Origin of the sequence: Cellvibrio sp. ARAG 10.3, assembly GCF_051846955.1 — a bacterium.
In the GTDB taxonomy this organism is placed as follows: domain Bacteria; phylum Pseudomonadota; class Gammaproteobacteria; order Pseudomonadales; family Cellvibrionaceae; genus Cellvibrio.
On record NZ_JBPYCU010000005.1, the window covers coordinates 117,066 to 138,876 of the forward strand.

The following is a 21,811-nucleotide window of genomic DNA, read 5'->3' on the forward strand; positions in this document are numbered from 1 at the left end:
TTAGCTGCATTAGGTCCCGTTGACAGGATATTAATTAATAAAAGAGGAAATGGAAAAGCAGAATAGTTATTAGCTGACGTAATAGTCTTCAATCGATTCGATCACAAAAAAAGCCGCACAGTTGTCTGTGCGGCACAACACTTCAAGATAACTAGAAAGAGTAATTTGCCCCCAGATAAAACGTTCTGCCAAACCACTGCAAGGTCCTGGTCAGCTCTTCATCAAACATATAGCTCCTGTTGGGCTCGTTGGTGAGATTGCTGACCGAGAAAATCAGATCCACGCCGCTGTCAAATTTGTACGACGCCTGATAATCCAGCAATGTCTCGGGGGCATATACAATGGGTTGAAGGTTCACGTTACGGGTCTCACCGACAAAGGAGTCCTGATAGGTTGTCGATAACCGGGTTTCAAAGTTTTCATAACTGTAAAATACGGTAAAGTTTGCCGACTTCTCCACTAATCCCGGGAAGGGCAAGCTGCCCGCTGTTTCGATTCCCTCCAAAGGGTTGCTCACATTAATTTCGCTATCGGTCAAGGAGTAGCTGGTACTGACCCCCAACCCGGACCATACATCAGGCAGGAAGTTGAAGGTTTGTGTATAAGAGATTTCGAGTCCGCGAATAAAACCACCATCCAGATTATTGATGGATGTCGAGTAATCTCCATTCTCTACCGGGACTTCAACATCCACGCCACCTTGGTCGGTGATGATCCAGGTATCCGGCACATCAAAACCCGCCGCTCTGAAATCAAAGTCCTGATAGGTAATATCCTGAATAAACGATTTGATTTCGCGATGATAACCGGCGATAACAAATGCCCCATTGTATTCAGGCAAATAATGTTCGTATGAGATATCAACCTGGTCAGCAATAAAGGGACGCAAAAAGGGCGAGGTGTTGGACCCGTAATTAAATGTGGGAATATCACCGGCCTGCACAGTCACTGTGCCTTCTGAATCCGGCGCAGCAAGGCGCGCAATGGGCGGCCGCGACAGTACGCGCGCCACAGCTAAACGCAGTTGATCGTTTTCTGCCAACTGGTAGTTCAGGTTCAGCGAAGGCAAGTTATCACTGTATTCGACGCCCAATCGTTGATAAGCAAATTCACTCCTGCATTCACCCACTTCATCGCAAATTTCCACTGCACCGTCTTCCACACTACCATTGACGTTAATTAGCGCCACACTGGATTGGTCGGTACGCACATGGCGCAAGCCAATATTACCGGTCAGGTCTTTACCGAACAGGCTGGTTTCAATATTAGCCTGGAGATACAGTGCAGTAATATTTTCATCAATATCAGAGCGTTGTTTCATTGACCAATCCCGGCCTTCTCCCCAACGGGCAGCCGGCTCAAGTGAACGGGGAACAGCTTCGACATCGGAGAAATCCGGCACACCGGTCAAGACCAACCCGTTTGCGTGAGCTTCGCGGATGATGGCATCACCATCAATGGCGAGGAAGGAAGGAAATCGGTCAAAATCACCTTTCCATTTCACAATGTCAGAATTTTCCGTGGTAATCGGTAAGGAATAATCTGTGTCGATTGTGCCAGCCGCGCCGTCACCGTAAACAAATACCTGACGTCGATCCTGATGGTTACGCTCGGAGTAACGAACACCCGCTTCCACCGAACGGATCAGCGGCATATCAAATTCATATTCCATATCCATGCGTACTGCACTGATGACATCATCGTTGATACGCGGGTAGCGTTCGTAGTTGGTCATGCGCAAATTACTGACGCCACTGGAATCATACTCAGCATAATTACGGCTGAAATTCACACTGGGCAAATCAATGCCGTCCAGCAAATAAACCATGGATTGGTCAGGGTCACGCTCGTAAGGATCAAGACCCGGCACAGGATCTTCTATCGGGCGATACAAATGTGCACGCACAACGCCATCCGCTTGCACACCGGATGCTTCAGAATGAGACAAATCCAGGGACAGCTTTAACGCGTCCTGGCGCCATTCCACATTAAAGCCACCCGCGATCAGTTCATTTTCCTGGGTGACATCATTACTGTTTACCTGCAAATCAAACGAGGTGGGACTCTGGTCGCTTACACCGAATTCGCCACCCACTACGGCGCTGTTGTTCCACAACACCACATTGGTGATGGCAGAGTTGCGCAATGGCTGCACACGGAAACCGCGCGAATAACTATCTGAAGTGAACTTGGAATAAAAGATATCGGACTGGATACTCCAGTGATCATTGGGCTCAAACTGCAATGCCCCCACAAAACCATCGCGCACCTCTTCGCCACCGGTTTGAAATAATTCAAAGCCATCGCTGATAGCGACATTGAACGGCCGATCATCCGTAGGCAATTGGTTAAAATTTTCATCCACGACATGAATATTAACGCCAGCATCGTTGATCAGCGATAGCGGTGTGGCTTCGTAATTGTAATGCTCGAATCGACTCGCTGCGCGCGGTTGCACGAGGCGCGCATAACCCAGGGCAACACCCAAGGTGTCGTCCAACAATTTTTTCTGAAACGATAAGGTGTAGCGTTGCCCATACGCTTCCGCGCCGTAGATATCACCAGCCTGATCGTTATAGCTGCCGCGTACGCCGATAACAAAGCGCTGGTCTTCGGTCATGTCCAGTGGATTCACTGTTTTTAATTCAACGGAGCCCGCGACCCCCCCTTCGATCAAGGACGCCTTGGGGGACATATAAACTTCCACCGATTGAATCAGCTCTGAGGGAAACTGGCTGAATTCCATCGCGCGCGTACCGTTAGGTGATACCTGTTCCCGACCATTTAAGGTAGAAAACACAAAACCTTCACCCATACCGCGCACCTGGATGGTACTGGCCTGTCCGCCCGACCGGGTAACGGTAATACCCGGCACACGCGCCAACGCATCAGCGATAGAAACATCCGGTAAACCAGCCAGGTCGGCGGCAGAAATTGCTTGCACAACGGTGTCGGCATTACGTTTGGTATCAAGGCTGTTCTGAATCGATTTGGCGTAACCGACTACCACCAATTCTTCAATGGGGTCTACCGGTTTTTCATCGTTTTGCGCGAAGGAAAGCTGGCCCAGGGAAGCCAGCGTCAACCCGGACATTGCAATTGCCAGGGGCTTTAGAGAAAATGTTTTCATGTGCGTGATCTCAGTTCGTTATCTTTGCTATTTGTTGTTCTGAGCCCCCTCCGCGCAGGAGGGGGATGATCGACAAGATTCAGGGATTAAGGGAGTCCACCTGGATAGTTATGGCGTCCGCGACGGTCGTATCTACGGTAAATAAATAGTCACCATCGGCAGGCACCGCGAGCCGGATATTGTCGTTGCTGCCTGGCGTTAACGCGAAAGCGTCTCCGAGTTCTATCACCGGACCACCAAGGTTGGGATTATTCCAATCCGATCCCGCCACCTTAAATTGGTAGTTACCTGCAGTCATAGTGAAGGTGAGTTGATATAAACCCGCACCGCGATAAGTCAGGCGATTGTCTTCTGCAAAATTCCAGCCGACCGAGGAAATCTCGCCAGGCAAATACGCGGGCGTTGCACTGAACAGATCGTCGATATAAACACGCAATACGGGCGCTGTCGGATTTTGCATATTCACTTCAAAACGATAGCGGCCTGACGCAGTCAGCTGAATCTCCACATCATCATTGGAGCCAATGACCAGCGGTGTAGCATCACCCAATGAAACAACAACATCTCCGCCAAGGTTCACAGTCGACCAGTCCTCACTGGCCACTTTAAATTTGCGAATCTGTTCGGATGCCGTCACATCGACAATCAACGCATAAATCCCTTTGCCTTCGTAGGTCAACATATTATCGATACTCGCATCCCAACCGGCGGTAGAAATTTCGCCGCGCACATGCGCCGCCACACCCGCGAATGCGTCAGGGAAGACGCTCAGTACCGGACTGTCGGGATTGACTGATGCGTCTAATTCAAATCGGTAAGTACCCGCTTCAGCGATTTCAATATTGATATTGCTGCTGTCAGAGGCGTTGTTCAATGTGATAGAGCCGCCCACGGTTAATGCTTGGGCGCTGCCCAGATTGGGTGTACTCCAGTTTGCATCAGCAATTTTAAATGCGTAGCTACCTGGTAAAACATCCAATACAACTGAATAGATACCTTTACCGTGATAAGTCATTTCATTACCACTGTCAGCACTCCAGCCCGCATCGTAAATACTGCCGCGCACATGAATGGCATTGGCGTAGATGGGCGGCTCTTGCTCGGACAATTCCAGTGTGCCGCGTGCATCCAGACCCGCTCCCTGAGCACCCGCCTGGGTTTTTACAAACACGGCAGTGGTGTAAGCCGGCACAGTGAAAGTCCCGCCGTCTTCATCTCCTGTTGCTTCCGCAAACGTGGCGGTGCGCACATTCGCATCAACAGAACCTTGCAATCTATCGTGCAGGGTGAATCCGGTAGCGCCGATGACCTTGGCGGCTTTACTTTCAGCAGTACCATTGACGATGACGACCAGTGCATCAACCGACGAATCAAGATCAGCTCGCGCGGTTGCGTCGGTGCCATAAACAGTACCCGCACCGTCATCGATGCTCATCACAATCAAACCGGCTTGATAATTCATACCGCCATCGTGGAAGCCGACCCGGTCAATCACCTCTTCAGCCGTTTGCAGACTGAACAGCGGACTGCTGCTGGCGATAGTCAGGAATTCCTGGAATACCAGGGCTGCCATTTCAATATCCTGGCTGCCGGCTTTGGTTTGCGGATTGGCAAACAAACCCTTCACATGATCATCAGTGATGCCATCGCGCAATTCCGGCGGCAAACCCACGGCCCAGTTGTTGGTGGTGCGGGTAAAATCCACCCGGTTAAACCAGTCACCCGCGTTATAGCTGTTAGGCGACATGGATTTGGAACGCAGCAAATCGCTGCCCATATGAATAAACGGAACACCCTGGCTCAGCAATGGAATGGACAGTGTCAGGTTATGAATACGCACACGATGTTCCAGTGGCGTATCGGCCGGAATGGTATCGGGGCGATGCATCCAATCCCACAGGGTTTCGTTATCGTGTTTCTCAACGTAGTTGACAGCTTCTTGTGGATCGAGATTGTAAGCACCCACTGCTTCTGCTTTGATAACCGCACCGTTTCTGGCTTTGATTTCAAAATCTTTCAGGTTACCGGCCATACCCGCGCGAATCGCATCGACGTTTCCGCCTTTGATTAAGTTGAACTGTTGCAACGGATTGCGAATACGATCATTAAAGGTACCAATACCTGTACCGGCCAACGCCTCCTGCATCGCACGCTCTGCAATACGGTCGCCAGAGGTACCACCATGCGGAGCCCAGGCTTCTGCGTAGAAATAATTATCCGGATCAACCTGTTTAACCGCGTCAAACGCTTCAACCAGAACAGACTTGGGCATAAAGCCGGATTGGTCAAAACGGAAACCATCAAACTTATATTGCTGCGCCCACTGCACAACAGAATCTTTTACAAACTTAGCCATCATGCGATGTTCTGTTGCGGTATCCGGACCGGCTCCCGTGCCTTGCTCCGCAAGTCCGGTGGCGGGATTGGTGCGATAGTAATAACCGGGAATCACTTTATCAAAGACTGAGTTCGCGACTTCTACACCCGATGAAATCGTGTGAGGGTAAACCACATCCAATACCACGCGCAGGCCCATTTGATGCAGCGCCATATTCATTGCGCGCATTTCCTTGATACGAGCAAAGCCATTTGGATTGGTGGCGTAACTTCCTTCCGGCGCATTGAAATGCTGCGGATCATAACCCCAGTTGAAGCCGTCGAAGTTGGCCATAGCGGCAACAAGCGAGCGGGCCAGGTCTGTTTGTGGGTCAAAACTTTCGAGCACACTGCGTAAGGTGGCTGAGTTGCTGAAGGAGCGATCACAGGCAATGACCGCTTTCGGATCAGGGACGCGCTGACACAGTTGGTAAACGAAACTGTCAAGATTAATTTGCGCTGAGCCGTCTTCGTTAACGCTGGAAAAGTCATTGGATGGCAACACATGCACGTGAGTTAATCCGGCATTGGCCAATTCTTGCAAGTGCATAACCGGTGCACTGTTAGTCTCGGTAAACGCCATATACTTGCCGCGGTGCATAGCGGAAGTACTTTCGTCATCAACGCTGAAATCGCGTACATGAATTTCATAGATACTCATGGCTTCGGGCGCGGTCACCTCGGGCACTGCATGACCATCCCAACCGGCAGGCTTCAGATCTTCATCGGCAAAATTAACAAATTGCGAGTAACGGCTGTTGGTGGAAAGTGAAATTGAATAGGGATCAGTCACCTCCAGGCGGTGCACTTTTTTAGCAGCCGGGTTGTAGGTGGTTACACGAAAACGGTAGAACTTGCGATCCAACTCCGCTGCAGTTCCCCGGTAGTGCCAGATACCCGTTGCATTATCAAAATTCATGGCTTGTGTATCCGCAATGCGCAATGGATCACCGGAATAAATTCGCAACTCTACATTCTGCGCAGTCGGCGCCCACAAGGACACACCAACGCCTTCACCATAGGTGACCCCCAAGCTTGCTTCATCAGCATCGTTGTCACCGGCGGTGTAAAGTGCATCCAGAACATGTGGCAGTTGGATGCGGGTGGCACGTGCACGCTCTACCGTAATACTTTCTCCCTGGTCGTCCTCCTCAATGGAGTCGTAACGTCCCACAATCAAGAGTTCATCTTTGATAGCGGACTTGATGGTGTCGCGCGACATATCGGCGGGCAAATCGTAAGCAAAATAAGCTGCTAAATGCGGAACCAGGGCTTTTTCTTCATCGGTCATTTCGCGACCCGGGCTTAACTCAGCCAGCAAGGTGCCACCGGCAACACTGCCGTCTTCTGTACCGCTCATACCACCGGCAGTGGAACGATATAGTTCTACCTTTTTATCCGGTGCGAATTCACGGTTCCAGATAATCGTGTGCGTACCGATCCAGTGGGCTTCCACATCGGTAATGGTTAACAGCGGTTGTTCGAGGGTGCAAATATCATTGATACAAATCGGAATATCGCTGATGCGGCTGTTACGCATGTCGGTGGCGTTGACGATAATGAATGCCATGCGATCATAGTCGCCGCCATTGCGTTTCATCTGCATTTGCAGGTCGTTGGTTTGTGCCGATCCGCCTGGGGTTTTTACGATGTAGTTACCACAAGTGCCACCGGTTTCACTGGCAGGGATAACAAAGAAAGCACCGTAATAGGGGTCGTGTTTGATGCCCGGTTCACCGTCATTTCGGCTGGTGACATTCGGACCTTTGGGCCACTCGGTAGGAATCTTCCAAGTCTGTTGATTTCCATCTTTCGTTTCATCGGCCCAACCATTTCCGCAGTCTTGCCAGAGATGCAGATTGTATCCTGCAAACGCAGCATTCTTTTCGTCTTCCGTGCCTTCAATATTAACGTAGATAACAACTTCATCTTTACCGGGAAGACGGCTGGGTGTGGGGAAATCCGGAACAATACAAGCGCCCAGACTGTTGCGAATTTGCCCGTCTGGACATGGCGGTGGAACATACGGATCACGCGGCTCACCACAGGTGCCGTTATCGAGAATAACCAATGGATCGCGGCACGCAGGTAAGTTCACCTGTTCGTTATCCGTACCACTACCACCCCCGCATCCCGCCAGGCCTGCTAATGAGCAGACCAGCGCGATGAGCCCCAATTTATTGTGCAAATTAAACATGGTTTGTTTACCCCACTAATCGTTATTGTTTTAAAACGGTGTAGATGAATCGTGCTTGCAGTGTTGAAAATTGATTAAGAAAGTGGCGCTACTACGAAAGATCAATGCTCAGCAGCTACGGAGATTTTCTGGTAGTTTTAAATCGCTCACAGTCTTGCTTTTGAAAAAACGTACAATGGCCTTCGTTAAATCTTATTTATCTTGTCGATACCATTCGCGTGCGAAACACGCGTGCTGCAGGAAAGAAGTGTTGTCTGAACTTCTGGTAATTCTTTGTAAAGATAGTAAATCCGCGCCAACTTCCCCACAATAGAATGCATACGTATTCAACGAAACGCATACGTATGCAACAAAAAGCTGAAACGGAAAAGGAAAAAGAATAACGTAGGTCGGATTAGCCGAAGGCGTAATCCGACACTGCGCAGGAAGGAAACATAACGAAAAAAAATTATTGCGGTTGGGCCATCAACAACTGCTCTGCTGATTTATCGTCTACCGCCACACTGACATTCGCAAAGAAAGCACCAAAGCCGTCAATAACCAGCGAGCCTTCTGTCACTGCACCGCTGTTAAAGCCGTGTCCGTCAAGCAATGTTTTCACATTGACGCTGGCCAATGCCACCGTCTTCGATACCGGGGATAAATTAAATACCGCCAACACACGCTCACCCTCGTGTTCACGCAAAAACATCAGTACATCGTCCGGCGCATCCATAAAGCGGATGTTGCCCAGACGCAGAGCTGGCTGCTGTTTACGCCACTGCATAAATTGCCGATAGTGATTTAGCACTGAGTCGGGCGCTTTTTCTTGCAACTCTATCGCGCGCCCGCGATGCTCATCGGGAATCGGCAGCCAGGTGGCAGCGCTGGAAAATCCACAGTGCGGACTGTTTGCTTCCCATGGCATGGGCGTGCGACAACCGTCGCGACCTTTAAACATCGGCCAGAAGGCAATACCGTATGGATCTTGCAATTGCTCTTGCTGAATATCCGCTTCGGTCAAACCCAATTCTTCGCCCTGATAGCTGCACACGCTGCCGCGCAATGACAACAACATGGCATTGAGCATTCGCGCCAGTTTATCGTCAGGATTTTTTCCGCCCCAACGCGACATCACGCGCACCACATCGTGATTGCCGATGGACCAGCAAGGCCAGCCCTCTTTCAACCCGGCCTCCAGCGTTTCCACTGTTTGACGAATATAAGATGCCGACATTTTATCGACCAGTAACTCAAAGCTGTAAGCCATGTGCAGGCGGGATTGTCCGGTGGTGTATTCGGCCATGGTTTTGAGCGAATCTTCCGCGGATATCTCACCCAGCGTGACCGAGCCGGGGTAGCGATCCATCAACGCGCGCAACGATTGCAGGAACGCAATATTTTCCGGGCGGGTATTGTCGTAGATGTGATACTGGAAGGCATAAGGATTATCTTCCTTAAATCCACGCCCTTTGCGTTCATGGATCGGCTTGGCTGGATTGTTGCGCAATTGCTGATCATGAAAACAAAAATTAATGGCATCCAGGCGCAATCCATCTACGCCACGTTTTAACCAGAACTCAACCTCGTCTAAAATTTCCTTACGCACTTCTGCACAATGGAAATTCAGATCTGGCTGGCTCTTTAAAAAATTGTGCAGATAGTATTGTCCCCGGCGCGGCTCCCACTCCCAGGCACAACCACCGAAAATAGACAGCCAATTATTGGGCGGCGTGCCGTCCTCAAGGGGGTCGGCCCACACATACCAATCGGCTTTGGGATTATCTTTAGAGGTACGGCTCTCCTGGAACCAGAGGTGCTGATCCGAGGTGTGACTCAGTACCTGGTCAATAATCACTTTGATACCCAGGCTGTGCGCACGGGTAATCAGGCGATCAAAATCACCCAGAGAACCAAAGATCGGATCGATTGCGCGATAATCGCTGATGTCGTAACCGAAATCTTTCATGGGTGATTTAAAAAAGGGCGAGATCCAGATGGCATCCACGCCCAAGCTGGCAATGTAATCCAACTTCTGGATGATACCGGGCAAATCACCGATGCCATCACCGTTGCTGTCCATCATACTGCGCGGGTAAATTTGATAAATAACAGCGCCACGCCACCAAGGTGTCTGAGTCATGCTGACACCTCATTGCAACGGGCGAAAATTCTGTTGACGCTTTCTGGGAATATTGCGGGGCACATAAATTGTTGTCCTGACGCTTTATTATGAATTGCTTTTTTTGGGTTTTAGTCCTGGATACGTCTTCTGCCCCCAAAGTTCAACAATCCGGGCAGGAGGGTAAAGAATTGACTAAATTCAAAATACGTCAGCGCTGTTCGTGTGTGCAATAGCTTACATACGTATGCATATGTTTGCGCCACAAAATACGGCAATAAAAGCCATAGAATACGTATTCAGCAGAGCGCCGTCATATGCCTTTGCGAATATTCCGCCATTTTTTTGAGCGAGTCCGCCGTTGTTTTTAGACAAGACGGGGCATGCCTGGACCTGGCGGCCAATTCTGCATACGTATGCAGCGCCGCCACTGCCGCGTATACCCGTGAATACGTATGTAAACCCTTGTATTTCAAAGATTCTCCACCTAACGTATAAGCTGAATATTTCCATTGCGGAAACAATAACGAAACGCAATCCAGAATCTCAGCGTCACCCACCCAGCCCCGTGATAATAACCGGATACTCTGCTCATCCAGCGAATCCGTATAAGCACAAAAAATAGCAGGTAAGTTATATGAACGACTCAATAAAACCGCGCACAGGATTTTTTTCTGTCTCTCGCCCGGCTATCAAACTCTTACTGGCGAGCAGCATGGTCGCATTCGCCGCGTGCAGTCCCTCACCGTCTGACGATGCCGACACCAGCGTTGCGCCTGGAGCACCGGGGCAAGAATCCCGCTGGGCGTATTCCGGTAAGACCGGTATCGGCACGTCTTACGAGCAATATCAGGACGGTCACTACACCGACAAGGCGGCAACGGGTCCGGTTTCTCCCGTGTGGTTTTCTCTGGCGCAAGGCATCGTCACCGAAACCATGTTCGGTTTGATTCATGAAGCGCAATTGCGCGAGATGCAGTTTTTTATTTCCGGTGACGGTTTTGTTGATGAAGAGAAAACAGATACCGTCAGCCATATTGATTATTTACATACTGATGAGGCGGGCCGCCCGCTGTCGCTGGCTTACAAAATTGTAAACAAAGACAAAGAGGGCAAATACGAAATTGAAAAACATATCTTCACCGATCCGGATCGCAACAGCCTGGTGATGAAAGTTTTTTTCCGGGCCTTGGCCGACAATATCAAACCCTACTTGTATCTTGATCCGCATATCGCCAATACCGGCAGCGCCGATCGCGCCTGGTTTGACGATAACACCTGGTACGCGCAGGATGGCAACACCACACTGGCGCTAAAGACAGACGCCGTGGTGACCAAAAGTACCGTCGGTTTTGTCGGTGCGTCGGACGGACTCGATGCCATAAAAAATAAAACCGATTTTATCGCTTATCAGGATACCGGCAAGCAAACCGGTAACGTTGCGTTTTTGCTGCAACTACCCACCCTGAGTAACACCAACGCTGAATGGCAATTCGTCCTCGGGTTTGGAAAAGATCCGGCCGAAAGTCAGGCTAGCGCACAACAGACATTGACCCGCGGTTATGAACAGGTACTGGCACATTACAATGGCGAAGGCGACGCTATCGGCTGGGAAGATTACATTCAATCCTTGCCTGCGTTACCGCAACTCGCATCCACCACAACCGACAACGGCAAATTGCTCTATGCCAGTGCATTGGTATTGAAAGCGCAAGAAGATAAAACCCATGCGGGCGCCTTGATTGCATCGCTCTCCAATCCCTGGGGTGATACCAAATCGGCAGAGCAAGCCAAGACCGGCTACAAAGCGGTATGGCCGCGGGATTTTTATCAGGTCGCAATGGCAATGTTGGCTCTGGGCGATAAAGAAACCCCAAGGGTTGCTTTCGAATATCTGCACAAGGTGCAAGTCACCAAAACCACGCCTGGTTTTACCGGCACACCTGGTTGGTTTTTACAAAAAACCCAGGTAGACGGCCAGCTGGAGTGGATTGCAATACAGCTCGATCAAACCGCTATGCCGGTGATGCTCGGCTGGCGCCTGTGGCAGGAAGGCGTGCTCAGCGACGATGAGGCCACCCGCTGGTATCACCGCATGCTGAAACCGGCAGCTGACTTTCTGGCAAACGGCGGCAAGGTTAAACTGGACTGGAGTGACATTGAATTAATGCCGCCCTACACCCAACAGGAACGCTGGGAAGAACAAGCCGGTTATTCGCCCTCCACCACCGCAGCCGTGATTGCCGGATTGGTATCGGCTGCTGACCTTGCACGCCTGGCCGATGATGAAAGCAGTGCGACGCGTTATCTTGCGGCCGCCGATAAATATTCGGCTATGCTTGAAAGCACCATGTTCACCACCAACGGCTCACTGCAAGATGCACCCAGCGATGGTCGTTATTATTTACGCATTACCCAAAACACTGACCCCAATGATCGCGCCGCCCTGGGTACCGCCAACGGCCAACCCATGCCCGACGAAACCGAAGTTATCGATGGTGGTTTCCTGGAGCTGGTGCGCTACGGTGTGCGTCCGGCGAACGATCCTTACGTGCTCGACACATTGCCCGAAATCGATAACATGAATTTGCCGGATAAACTGCGCGTAAAATATGAGTTTACCTTTCCCGGTGTAGAAGGCACCTTCCCCGGCTGGCGCCGTTACGGCATCGATGGTTATGGTGAAGACACCACCACAGGCCTGGCTTACGGTGCGGTGAATGATCAGATGAGCGATGACCAGCGTGGTCGCGTGTGGCCTTTCTTTACCGGCGAGCGCGGCCATTACGAACTCGCACGAGCGCAGGCTGAAGGCGACATTGATGCTGCAAGCATGGACACCTTACGCAACACCTATGTCAAAGCGATGGAATTATTTGCCAACGAAGGGTTAATGTTACCGGAGCAAGTCTGGGATGGGGTGGGCAACAACAGCGAATACCAATACGGCTTCGGCGAAGGCACTAACTCCGCCACGCCACTGGCCTGGACGCACGCGGAATACATTAAGCTACTGCGCTCCTTCCACGATCAAAAAGTGTGGGACCGCTACCCGCTGGTAGAAGAACGCTACGCACAACCCAAGGAATAACGAACAAAACCCGTAGGTCGGATTAGCCAAAGGCGTAATCCGACACACCGGCCATAAAGTAATAATAACAGTGACACGATAATGACAAAAAAACCTCAGCTCAGCTTCTGGCAAATCTGGAATATGTGTTTCGGATTTATCGGTATCCAATTTGGTTTTGCGCTGCAAAACGCCAACGTCAGCCGCATCTTTCAAACCCTTGGCGCCGCCATCGACGACATTCCCATCTTATGGATCGCCGCACCTGTCACGGGTTTATTGGTACAACCGATCATTGGCTATATGAGCGATAAAACCTGGAATCGCCTGGGACGCCGGCGGCCCTATTTTTTATATGGCGCACTGGCAGCCAGCTTCGCTTTATTTTTTATGCCGCACTCACCGGTGTTGTGGATCGCCGCCGGTATGCTGTGGATTATGGATGCGTCCATCAACGTCGCTATGGAACCCTTCCGCGCGTTTGTCGGTGATATGTTGCCGGAAGAACAACGCACCACCGGTTTTGCCATGCAAAGTTTCTTTATCGGCGTCGGCGCCGTTGTCGCTTCGGCCCTGCCCTGGATGATGACCAACTGGTTCGGCGTCAGCAACACCGCAACGGCGGGCGTGATCCCCGATGCAGTGGTGTATTCGTTTTATTGGGGAGGGGCGGTGTTACTGCTCGCGGTGTTGTGGACCGTATTCAGCACCAAAGAATATTCACCGGAACAACTGGAAGCGTTCAGTCGCTACCAGGCAAGCTTGCAAGAAACGTCCACCGCAGACGCACAACCAAAACAGCCGCGTTACTTATCGATGGGATTGGTTTCACTTGTCCTCGGCATCATTGGGATTGTGGTTATCGCACAGACGCAGATTGATCAACAGCTGTATATCCTGGCAGTTGGTATCGCCCTGTTCGGTGTGTTACTGATACTCACCAACCAACTACAAAAAAGGGGTAAAACCGAAAACGGGTTTTATCAGATCATCCAGGATTTATTCGCCATGCCCGACACCATGAAGCAGCTGGCCGTGGTGCAATTTTTCTCCTGGTTTGCACTTTTTTCCCTATGGATTTACGCCACCAGCGCCGTCACCAGTTTTCACTACGATTCTCAAGACGCCACCACCGCCGCCTACAACGCCGGGGCCGACTGGGTGGGCGTACTCTTCGCCGCCTACAACGGCTTCGCCGCCCTCGCCGCCTTCGCCATCCCCATCCTGGCCAGCCTGACCAACCGCCGCATCGCCCACGCCATCAACCTCTGCTTTGGCGGCGTCGGCCTGATCTCATTTTTATTTATCGATGATCCGCGCTGGCTATTGGCCTCCATGATCGGCGTCGGCTTCGCCTGGGCCTCCATCCTATCCATGCCCTACGCCATCCTATCCTGCTCACTACCCGCCAAAAAAATGGGCGTGTACATGGGCATTTTTAATTTCTTCATCGTTATACCGCAAATACTGGCGGCCAGTATTTTGGGTTTGATCGTACGGGAATTATTTTCAGGGAAAACTATTTACGCACTGGTCTGCGGAGGCGTGCTGATGTTTCTCGCCGCTGCAGCAACCTTATGGGTAAAGGATGAAGGGACTTCGTAGTCCGTTTGTCATTAGGCCTTTTGTTTCGAAAACGCATGACAAATTGGCAGGAGAGCCAATTTGCACAGCGAAGCTGCCCGTAGGGTGAGCCGCAAGGATGTGGCGAATGAATCATCCCTGTAGCTCCTTCAAGTCGTCCCTCGGCAACTGCTCCTGCGTTGCTCTACCTCCTGCATCCATGCAGTCGTGACTTGAAGGTTTCGAAACAAAAGGCCTAACGCCAAACTCGCATCGCGCAAATAGAAGTATTAATTTAAGATTTTCTGGAAGACTTTTTAGCCCCACAAGAACCCCGCACCATCAACTCCGCCGGTAACAACAACGACTCAACCGGCTCACCATCCACCAACTTCAGCAGATTTTCCACCAGCAATTCACCAGCCAAGTGTGTATTTTGTTGCACCGTGGTCAAGGGTGGATGTGTGTAGGATGCCATCGGAATATCATCAAAACCCATCACCGCCACATCATCAGGAATGATCAAACCCGCTTCTTCCAGCGCCTTGATCGCACCAATCGCAATCAGGTCGCTCGCACCGAAGACCGCATCAAACGCTATGCGTCGTTGCTGTAATGTAAGTGTGGCTTTGTAACCTTCTTCTTCAGAGGTTTCTGCATTGATTTGCAGTTGGGGGTTTACCGGTAACCCGGCATCTCGCAAGGCTTTGGCGTAGCCTTCGTAGCGTGCTTTAAACTCGGGGCTGTGTACAGAAATATCACCCAGAAATGCAATATTTTGATGGCCCAAGTGAATTAAATGCTGCGTTGCTTTGTGGGCGCTGTTGAAATTATCGCAACCAATGGAAAAGCCCGGCTGCCCTTCGAGTACCGGCCCCCAGGTAATAAAATGCGCGCCCACTTGTGTTAAGTAAGTGAGCTTTTGCACATAGGTTACATAGTCACCGTAACCCAAAAAGATAATCCCGTCCGCACGATTGGCGTATTCATAATCCGCATGCCAGTCCTCACTGTACTGCTGGAATGAGATCAGCAAATCGTAGCCGCGATCAGCCGATGCGCGGGTAATACTGCCGAGCATTGAAAGGAAAAACGGATTGATCAAGGAGTTGCCGGTGCCGTGATCTTCACACAGCAACAAGGCAATAGTGCGGGTTTGTTGCGAGCGCAGGTTGCGCGCATTTTTATCGACTTTGTAATTCAGTTCTTTGGCAATGGCCTGGACCTTGAGGCGGGTTTCTTCATTTACCAGAGGGCTGTTGCGCAGAGCGCGCGAGACAGTCGATTGGGACACTCCCGCGAGATAGGCAATATCAAACGAAGTCGGTTTGTCATCTTTCATGGGATTGATATCTCCATCTCACGTCAGCTTATAGTCAAAAGCTAAACGCGGAGCAGCTTCTTATAGATTATGAACCGGCTGATACTACACCAGCCTATTGTGAAAAGACAATGGCGGCGGTTTGCGCCTAATCAAAGCCGTCCATCATTTTACATTTAGACGGATATCCCTATACTCCGGTTCGGTAAATTAATGCAATGACAGGTGACTCCTGGCCTGCTTTGTGGTCTGAATGGAGCTAAAAATTCGCATCCTGGAGCTGATTATATGATTAACAACGTGGGCAAACTGCTCGAACAATTCATGGGTAGCAGCAATACGCAAGGGCAAGGAACAGCGCCCGGACCTTCTGCGTCTTCGGGCGGCCAGGGTTTTGGTATGCCTGGCGGTAATTTTGCTGGCGGCGCCGTGGCTGGGGGGATACTGGGTTTATTGGTCGGCAACAAGAAAGCGCGCAAGATGGCCGGCGGCCTGATCGGTTACGGCGGCGCGGCGGCAGCAGGGGCCCTGGCTTATAAGGCGTATCAGAATTGGCAACAGGGTAAACAAGTGGCGACTGCACCGGTTGCAACGCCGGCTGATCTGAATAATGTTGATCCGCGTTTTATCCCTGCACCGGAATCCAATGGGAACAATAATTTTGCCTTGACCCTGATCACTGCCATGATTGCGGCTGCCAAGGCCGACGGTCATATCGATGCCCGTGAGCAGACGGTGATCTTTGAGCATGTGGAAAAGTTATCGCTGGATGCGGAGAGTAAAGGTTTTGTGTTTGATGCGTTGCGGCAGCCGGTGGACCTGGCGACGATTGTTGCGAAGGTGCAGGGTGTTGAGCAGGCGTCGGAGGTTTATCTGGTGTCGCGTTTGGTGGCGGATGGTGATCATCCGGCGGAGCGGATGTATATGGAGGCGTTGGCGCATCGTTTGAATTTACCGAAAGATCTGGTGGCGCATTTGGATCATCAGGTGACGGGTGAATAAAAATATTGGTTTAGAAGTATAAAAAACCTAATGACAGTGGCGTCCTGTAAAGACTCCGCAATCCGTTTGTCATTAAGTTTTGGGGTTCGAAACCCTCAAGTCTTCCCTGACTTGAGGGTTTCGAACCCCAAAACTTAACGCCAAACTCGCGTTGTGCGAACACAACATTGCAGCCAAAAAAGATGGGGCCACAGAAGATCCCTCTGGTTAGTTTTTAACAACAGGAAAACTTGAGAAAAATAATGCGCTCAAATCCCGCTCCGATTTTTATCCATTACCTAAAACAAATGGAAAAGATGCTGGTGAAGATCGAGGCTCATGGTTCCGATCAGGCGAAACTTCTGCAAGGTAGCTTGCAGAAAGACATGTTGCCGTTTATTTCCCAAGTGCGTACAGCAATTAATTTTTCACTGCGCACGTGTTGTCCGTTGGTTGGTCGGGAGCGGTTTAGCTTTGACAGCGAAGCGACTTTTGCGGGTTTGCGTGAGCAGCTTCAGAAAACCGTGCAATATTTGGAAGCACTGACGGATGTCGATTTTGAAAAGGCGCCGTTGAGGATTCAGGACAAGGCTGGTTTTAATGATCTGGACTTGCCATGCGATGAATATGTCAGCCTTTATGCACTACCGAATTTTTTCTTTCATTTGTCCATGAGCTATGCCATTGCCCGCCAGGCGGGTGTTCCCTTGAGTAAGGCCGACTTTGATGGTTACCACAGCTATCCGGCGGGGTTTTCATTTGTGTAGCTGATAGTTTTACCATTTCTAATAAAGCCTGTCCGCTTTTATCAATAAAAATCTCCTATGCCAAATTTAAAACTTTTGCTAATCAAATTTATTCATTTATACCGAAACCAAATAAGTTAAATTTATTTTTTAACATAGCAAATCAGCCTGAGAATATAGGCGTCAATTATCCATCCAGCGTTTGACCTGCCGTTACTCCTCTTCTATAGAACATACTCCGCAGAGCCGAGAATATTCACCCTATTCTCTGCGGCCTAATGATAAAAATTGTTATTCAATTTTCAACTATGCCCCAGGAGGATCCAACATGCAGAGGATTTCGCATTTCCCATCTGTTATTTCAAGCGGATTTTTTGCTCTCGCATTTGTTACATCATTTTCGGTTGCGCAACAGTCCGACACAACAACATCTCTTACCCCAACAGGCTTATCAATAACACCGAGTGACGACAAAGCCGCATTGATCAAGGCCAAATTACCGCAGGAAAAGCCAGGCGGCCAGGTATCTATCACTATCGGTGATAAAGTGCTTGTGCTGTCCGACGACGGAAAACGTGGCGATGAAAAACCCGGTGACGGGATTTTTTCTATCAAAACCGAATTTGATTTTGAAGCGTTTGCCAAGGCCAACCTGCAATTGGCAGAAGCTCACAAGGGCGAAGCGCGCGCTTTGTTTTCTGCCGGAGGGCGGCAGCATATCGGCACGCGCAGAATAGTAGCCGACGGCGAGCATTTATTATTTACAGATCAAACGGGGCGAGTAGAACAACGATTTCATCTCCCGCTTACGCGCGATTTATTTCGTGTTGATCGCACTATTGACTTGCCGTTATTCGGACAACCTCTCGGTGTACCTACGGGCGGCGGAGCCCACCGCGCGGCCAGTATTCCGCATTCGTTGATGATTACCGATCTGGACGTTGTCAACGATCCAACACGGACCTGGGCTTGCCGTTCGCCCAATCAGCCGCCGGTCGGCAACCCCACCGGCGAGTGGACTTACTGGCGACTCATGGAAAATATTGCTAACGGCACTGCGTCTACGTCTGATTACATCAAACGTTTTTTCGATCACTGGAACTCTGTGCAAACTATCAATAACCAGAATGTGCTGGCACGGCCACTGGTGTATCAACAAATTATTCGTGAATGGGAAATTCGCAGCGGCGGCGTGGGTGCGCCTTTGTTGCCAGAAGAAAGCCCCTTCCGTTTATTGGGTATTGTGTTGCGCCTCGACCTGCGCGGCGAGCGTGGTGTGTATGGCGGCGGCGAAGCAGGCGAAGGCCGTTTTGTTTTCTCGCTGCACGACGGCAACTGTAACAACAAATCCAAAACGCTGATTCTGGAATACAAAGTACCGATTGCCGGTTGCACCGACGTGCGCGACTGGGCACAAAAATGGGTAGACCTTGCCGGATCCGCCAATTACAACGACGATCTCGCCCAGCTGACCGATGTCTTCACCGCCGCCGGCGCGAATCCCGCTGCACCCAATCAAAGTGCTATCGGGCAAATTCGCACCAATGAATTATTGCCAGGCTCGCCGGGTTGGGAGTTGCGTGAATTTGTGTTGCCGCGCATAGGTGGTGCGATGGAGCAGACAACGGTAAAACAGGAACCGCAAATTCAACACAATAATTCGTCGTTGCTGGCTAATTTTGTGAATACACAATGGCCATCTTTAATCGGACCACCACCGGCACAACATGAAATTACGCCGTTCCATAACAGCATTAATTTCCTCGCCGGCGCCGCACCCGCAGCTGTGTTGTGGAATGTGCCCAACTCAATGTTAACCGTACCCACCACACCGTCGCCCAACACACCACCACCGGCAACTGTGCGCGATGATGCGTTATTTGAGCTGGCGTTAAATACTTGCAGCGGTTGCCATGTAATTGAAACCGGTACACCCTTTGCGCATCTGGATTACAACACGCCGGTGGGCCAACCTGCATTGCTATCAGGCTTCCTAACCGGTATCACTCTTCCTGATCCACGCAATCCTGCTATTCCACGCACATTTAACGACCTCGCCCGTCGCGCTATTGATCTTGATAATGCGGCGAATATGAGTTGTGCGATTGACGGGGACATTGCTGTGGGTAATTTGGTGTTGGAGCGTTTGACAACACCGCCACGGGTGCATGCGGTGCATTAATAAATCAGCATTAATGACTTCCACAGTCTGAGTTTGGCGTTAGGGCATCTGTTTCGAAACCCTCAATTCAGGGATGAATTGAGGGAGCTACAGGGATGTATTCATGCGGTTTCGAAACAGATGCCCTAATGACAAACGTACTACGAAGCACTTCAACAACGAGCCGGAAGCAATTATTTGCTCTCACCGCTTTTACTTATAGCATTCCCACCAATGACAGCGCTGCCATCGCCAAATTATTTCCCGTCCTGACATAAGAAAATTTTTTCCGCTTTTATCTAGTGACTCAAATCATATTTGTCCCGTCGATTGCTTGCATTGTAACCACACGGTAAATATGCTGAACCGGCTTTACGGCAGTAACACAATAATTTCAAAGTAAAATTCAAATCAAAAGGTCAATACCATGAAAACCACCCTCGCACTGGGAGGGCTGTTAGTGACAGCCTTTCTCTCTTCGAACGTATTTGCCGTCGATTGCAGTAGCCGCCCCACCTGGAGCAGCAGTACCGTCTACACGCAGGGCAATCAGGTTAAACACAATAATCGCGGTTATACCGCAAATTATTGGACGCAAAACAACAACCCCACCACCAGTTCAGGCCCGTGGCAACATTGGGCGGACAACGGTGCTTGTGATGGCGTGACCAGTTCGTCCAGCTCTGTGTCTTCGGTTGTCAGTTCTTCTTCAAGCAGTGTTGTCGTCAGCAGCGCAAGCTCTTCTATCGTCGCCAGCTCGTCGAGCAGTACCGGCGGTGGTTCCTGTCCGCAATATGTCGCAGGCACCAGCTATACCCTGGGCCAGGTTGTGGCGAATGCCGGCGCGAATTACACCTGTGATATTCCTGGCTGGTGTTCGTCAACAGCTGCCTGGGCCTATGCACCGGGTACCGGCACTTACTGGACTTCGGCCTGGTCTGCGGGCGGCTCCTGCAGTGGTGGCAGCTCATCCAGCGCAGTATCGAGCAGCTCATCATCCAGCTCCGTTAGCTCGGTGATCTCCTCAAGCTCCAGTGTCTCTTCCAGCTCCAGCAGTGTTGCGCCCACCGGCGACAGCGAGTTGGTCGGTTATTGGGAGAACTGGCATTGGCCGCTGCTGACGCCCAGCACAATTCCCAACTACACCGTGTTGAATATTTCATTCCCGCGTATCAATGCAGATGGCTCACTCACCCTGACCAACGCTGACTTCACCCAAAATAACCCGACGCCGGCTCAGGTTGCCGCCGCTCAGGCCCAGGGTAAAAAAGTGTTGCTGGCGATTGGTGGCGCGACCACACCGCTGGCACTGACCAGCATGGCTCACGAAGATAATTTCGTGAATTCATTTATTGCGATTGCTGATGAGTGGAATCTGGATGGTATCGATATCGACACCGAGAAAGGTTTGCACACCGCACCGAACGCGTTGATCAATGAAACCAATCCGCAATACTCAGCGGACCACCTGGTACGTGCGATCAAGCGAATCAAAGCGCATTACGGCCCGGACTTCATGGTGACCATGGCCCCGGAGACCGCACACACCATCGGCGCGATGCTTCCGGCCAACTGGCAAGGCAGCATCAACTGGGGCGTTTACCTGCCATTGATGAATGCGCTGCGCAACGAAATTACCTGGGTACAAATGCAGAACTACAACACCGGCAGCATGCCCGGCCTGAACGGCAGCTTCTATAACTCTGCCACGCAGGACGCACTGGTCGCCTGGACCGAAGCACTGATCGAAGGCTTCCCTATCGCCAGCACCGGCGTGAACTATCAAGGCCTGCCCGCCAACAAGATCGTCATCGGTTTACCCGCCTCCAGTGCACCCAGCGCTGCCGGCAGCGGCTACACCGACCCGACAGTTGTGAAAGCGGCTGTGCGTTGTTTGCGCTCCGGCGATTGCGGGAGCGGCTACACCCCCGCAAAAACCTACCCGGATCTGCGCGGCGTTATGGCCTGGTCGGTGAACGAAGACAACCTGGTAAATTACTTCTTCTCCAACAGCATTCAAGCTTGCGTGTTGCAGAATCAATGTAATTAATTAGTCGGTTATTGTTTTTAAGAAAGCCCCGCCAGCGTGAGTTGGTGGGGCTTTTTTATGCAATAATCTTTGGGCAACATTTCCGTTGCACTACATCATTCTTAAAGGACATATG

10 protein-coding genes are annotated in these 21,811 nt (G+C 50.8%); 6 read left to right on the forward strand and 4 right to left on the reverse strand.

From position 1 onward, the window contains the following. Window positions 1–151 precede the first annotated feature (151 nt). The 3 genes from ACSV5M_RS08405 to ACSV5M_RS08415 all read right to left on the reverse strand — a co-directional run bounded on the left by ACSV5M_RS08405 (window position 152) and on the right by ACSV5M_RS08415 (window position 9,825). A complete protein-coding gene (locus tag ACSV5M_RS08405; RefSeq protein ID WP_439175470.1) occupies window positions 152–3,130 on the reverse strand; it encodes a TonB-dependent receptor in 2,979 nt (992 codons plus the stop codon). A 79-nt stretch (window positions 3,131–3,209) separates the two neighbouring features. Beyond that, a complete protein-coding gene (locus ACSV5M_RS08410; protein ID WP_439175472.1) occupies window positions 3,210–7,703 on the reverse strand; it encodes an alpha-1,6-glucosidase domain-containing protein in 4,494 nt (1,497 codons plus the stop codon). 448 nt (window positions 7,704–8,151) lie between these two features. Continuing rightward, window positions 8,152–9,825, reverse strand: a complete 1,674-nt coding sequence (locus ACSV5M_RS08415; protein ID WP_439175473.1) for an alpha-glucosidase family protein — start codon at window positions 9,823–9,825, stop codon at window positions 8,152–8,154. A gap of 616 nt (window positions 9,826–10,441) precedes the next feature. On the opposite strand from ACSV5M_RS08415, the gene ACSV5M_RS08420 reads away from it, so the two are divergent. Together ACSV5M_RS08420 and ACSV5M_RS08425 are read left to right on the forward strand one after the other, a co-directional pair. Continuing rightward, on the forward strand, window positions 10,442–12,895 hold the full coding sequence (locus ACSV5M_RS08420; RefSeq protein WP_439175475.1) for a glucan 1,4-alpha-glucosidase: 2,454 nt from the start codon (window positions 10,442–10,444) through the stop codon (window positions 12,893–12,895). An 81-nt stretch (window positions 12,896–12,976) separates the two neighbouring features. Next, entirely contained in the window at window positions 12,977–14,479 is a 1,503-nt protein-coding gene (locus ACSV5M_RS08425) for an MFS transporter (protein WP_439175477.1), read from the forward strand. A gap of 253 nt (window positions 14,480–14,732) precedes the next feature. On the opposite strand, the gene ACSV5M_RS08430 is transcribed toward ACSV5M_RS08425, so the two are convergent. Further along, window positions 14,733–15,779 carry a LacI family DNA-binding transcriptional regulator gene (locus ACSV5M_RS08430; protein WP_439175478.1) on the reverse strand — a complete coding sequence of 349 codons (1,047 nt, stop codon included), beginning with the start codon at window positions 15,777–15,779 and terminating at the stop codon, window positions 14,733–14,735. 267 nt (window positions 15,780–16,046) lie between these two features. On the opposite strand from ACSV5M_RS08430, the gene ACSV5M_RS08435 reads away from it, so the two are divergent. The 4 genes from ACSV5M_RS08435 to ACSV5M_RS08450 all read left to right on the forward strand — a co-directional run bounded on the left by ACSV5M_RS08435 (window position 16,047) and on the right by ACSV5M_RS08450 (window position 21,696). Further along, window positions 16,047–16,760, forward strand: coding sequence for a tellurite resistance TerB family protein (locus tag ACSV5M_RS08435; RefSeq protein ID WP_439175480.1), 714 nt, complete (start codon window positions 16,047–16,049; stop codon window positions 16,758–16,760). Between the two features lie 242 nt (window positions 16,761–17,002). Continuing rightward, window positions 17,003–17,506 (forward strand): DUF1993 domain-containing protein, encoded by a 504-nt coding sequence (locus ACSV5M_RS08440; RefSeq protein WP_439175481.1) that lies wholly within the window; start codon window positions 17,003–17,005, stop codon window positions 17,504–17,506. Between the two features lie 307 nt (window positions 17,507–17,813). Further along, on the forward strand, window positions 17,814–19,667 hold the full coding sequence (locus tag ACSV5M_RS08445; RefSeq protein ID WP_439175483.1) for a hypothetical protein: 1,854 nt from the start codon (window positions 17,814–17,816) through the stop codon (window positions 19,665–19,667). 406 nt (window positions 19,668–20,073) lie between these two features. Continuing rightward, entirely contained in the window at window positions 20,074–21,696 is a 1,623-nt protein-coding gene (locus tag ACSV5M_RS08450) for a glycosyl hydrolase family 18 protein (RefSeq protein WP_439175485.1), read from the forward strand. Window positions 21,697–21,811: the final 115 nt, after the last annotated feature.

Bases quoted from the DNA above. Each gene is read 5' to 3' on its own strand.
- ACSV5M_RS08405 (WP_439175470.1), bottom strand. From the start codon at position 3,130: ATGAAAACATTTTCTCTAAAGCCCCTGGCAATTGCAATGTCCGGGTTG.
- ACSV5M_RS08410 (WP_439175472.1), bottom strand. From the start codon at position 7,703: ATGTTTAATTTGCACAATAAATTGGGGCTCATCGCGCTGGTCTGCTCA.
- ACSV5M_RS08415 (WP_439175473.1), bottom strand. From the start codon at position 9,825: ATGACTCAGACACCTTGGTGGCGTGGCGCTGTTATTTATCAAATTTAC.
- ACSV5M_RS08420 (WP_439175475.1), top strand. From the start codon at position 10,442: ATGAACGACTCAATAAAACCGCGCACAGGATTTTTTTCTGTCTCTCGC.
- ACSV5M_RS08425 (WP_439175477.1), top strand. From the start codon at position 12,977: ATGACAAAAAAACCTCAGCTCAGCTTCTGGCAAATCTGGAATATGTGT.
- ACSV5M_RS08430 (WP_439175478.1), bottom strand. From the start codon at position 15,779: ATGAAAGATGACAAACCGACTTCGTTTGATATTGCCTATCTCGCGGGA.
- ACSV5M_RS08435 (WP_439175480.1), top strand. From the start codon at position 16,047: ATGATTAACAACGTGGGCAAACTGCTCGAACAATTCATGGGTAGCAGC.
- ACSV5M_RS08440 (WP_439175481.1), top strand. From the start codon at position 17,003: ATGCGCTCAAATCCCGCTCCGATTTTTATCCATTACCTAAAACAAATG.
- ACSV5M_RS08445 (WP_439175483.1), top strand. From the start codon at position 17,814: ATGCAGAGGATTTCGCATTTCCCATCTGTTATTTCAAGCGGATTTTTT.
- ACSV5M_RS08450 (WP_439175485.1), top strand. From the start codon at position 20,074: ATGAAAACCACCCTCGCACTGGGAGGGCTGTTAGTGACAGCCTTTCTC.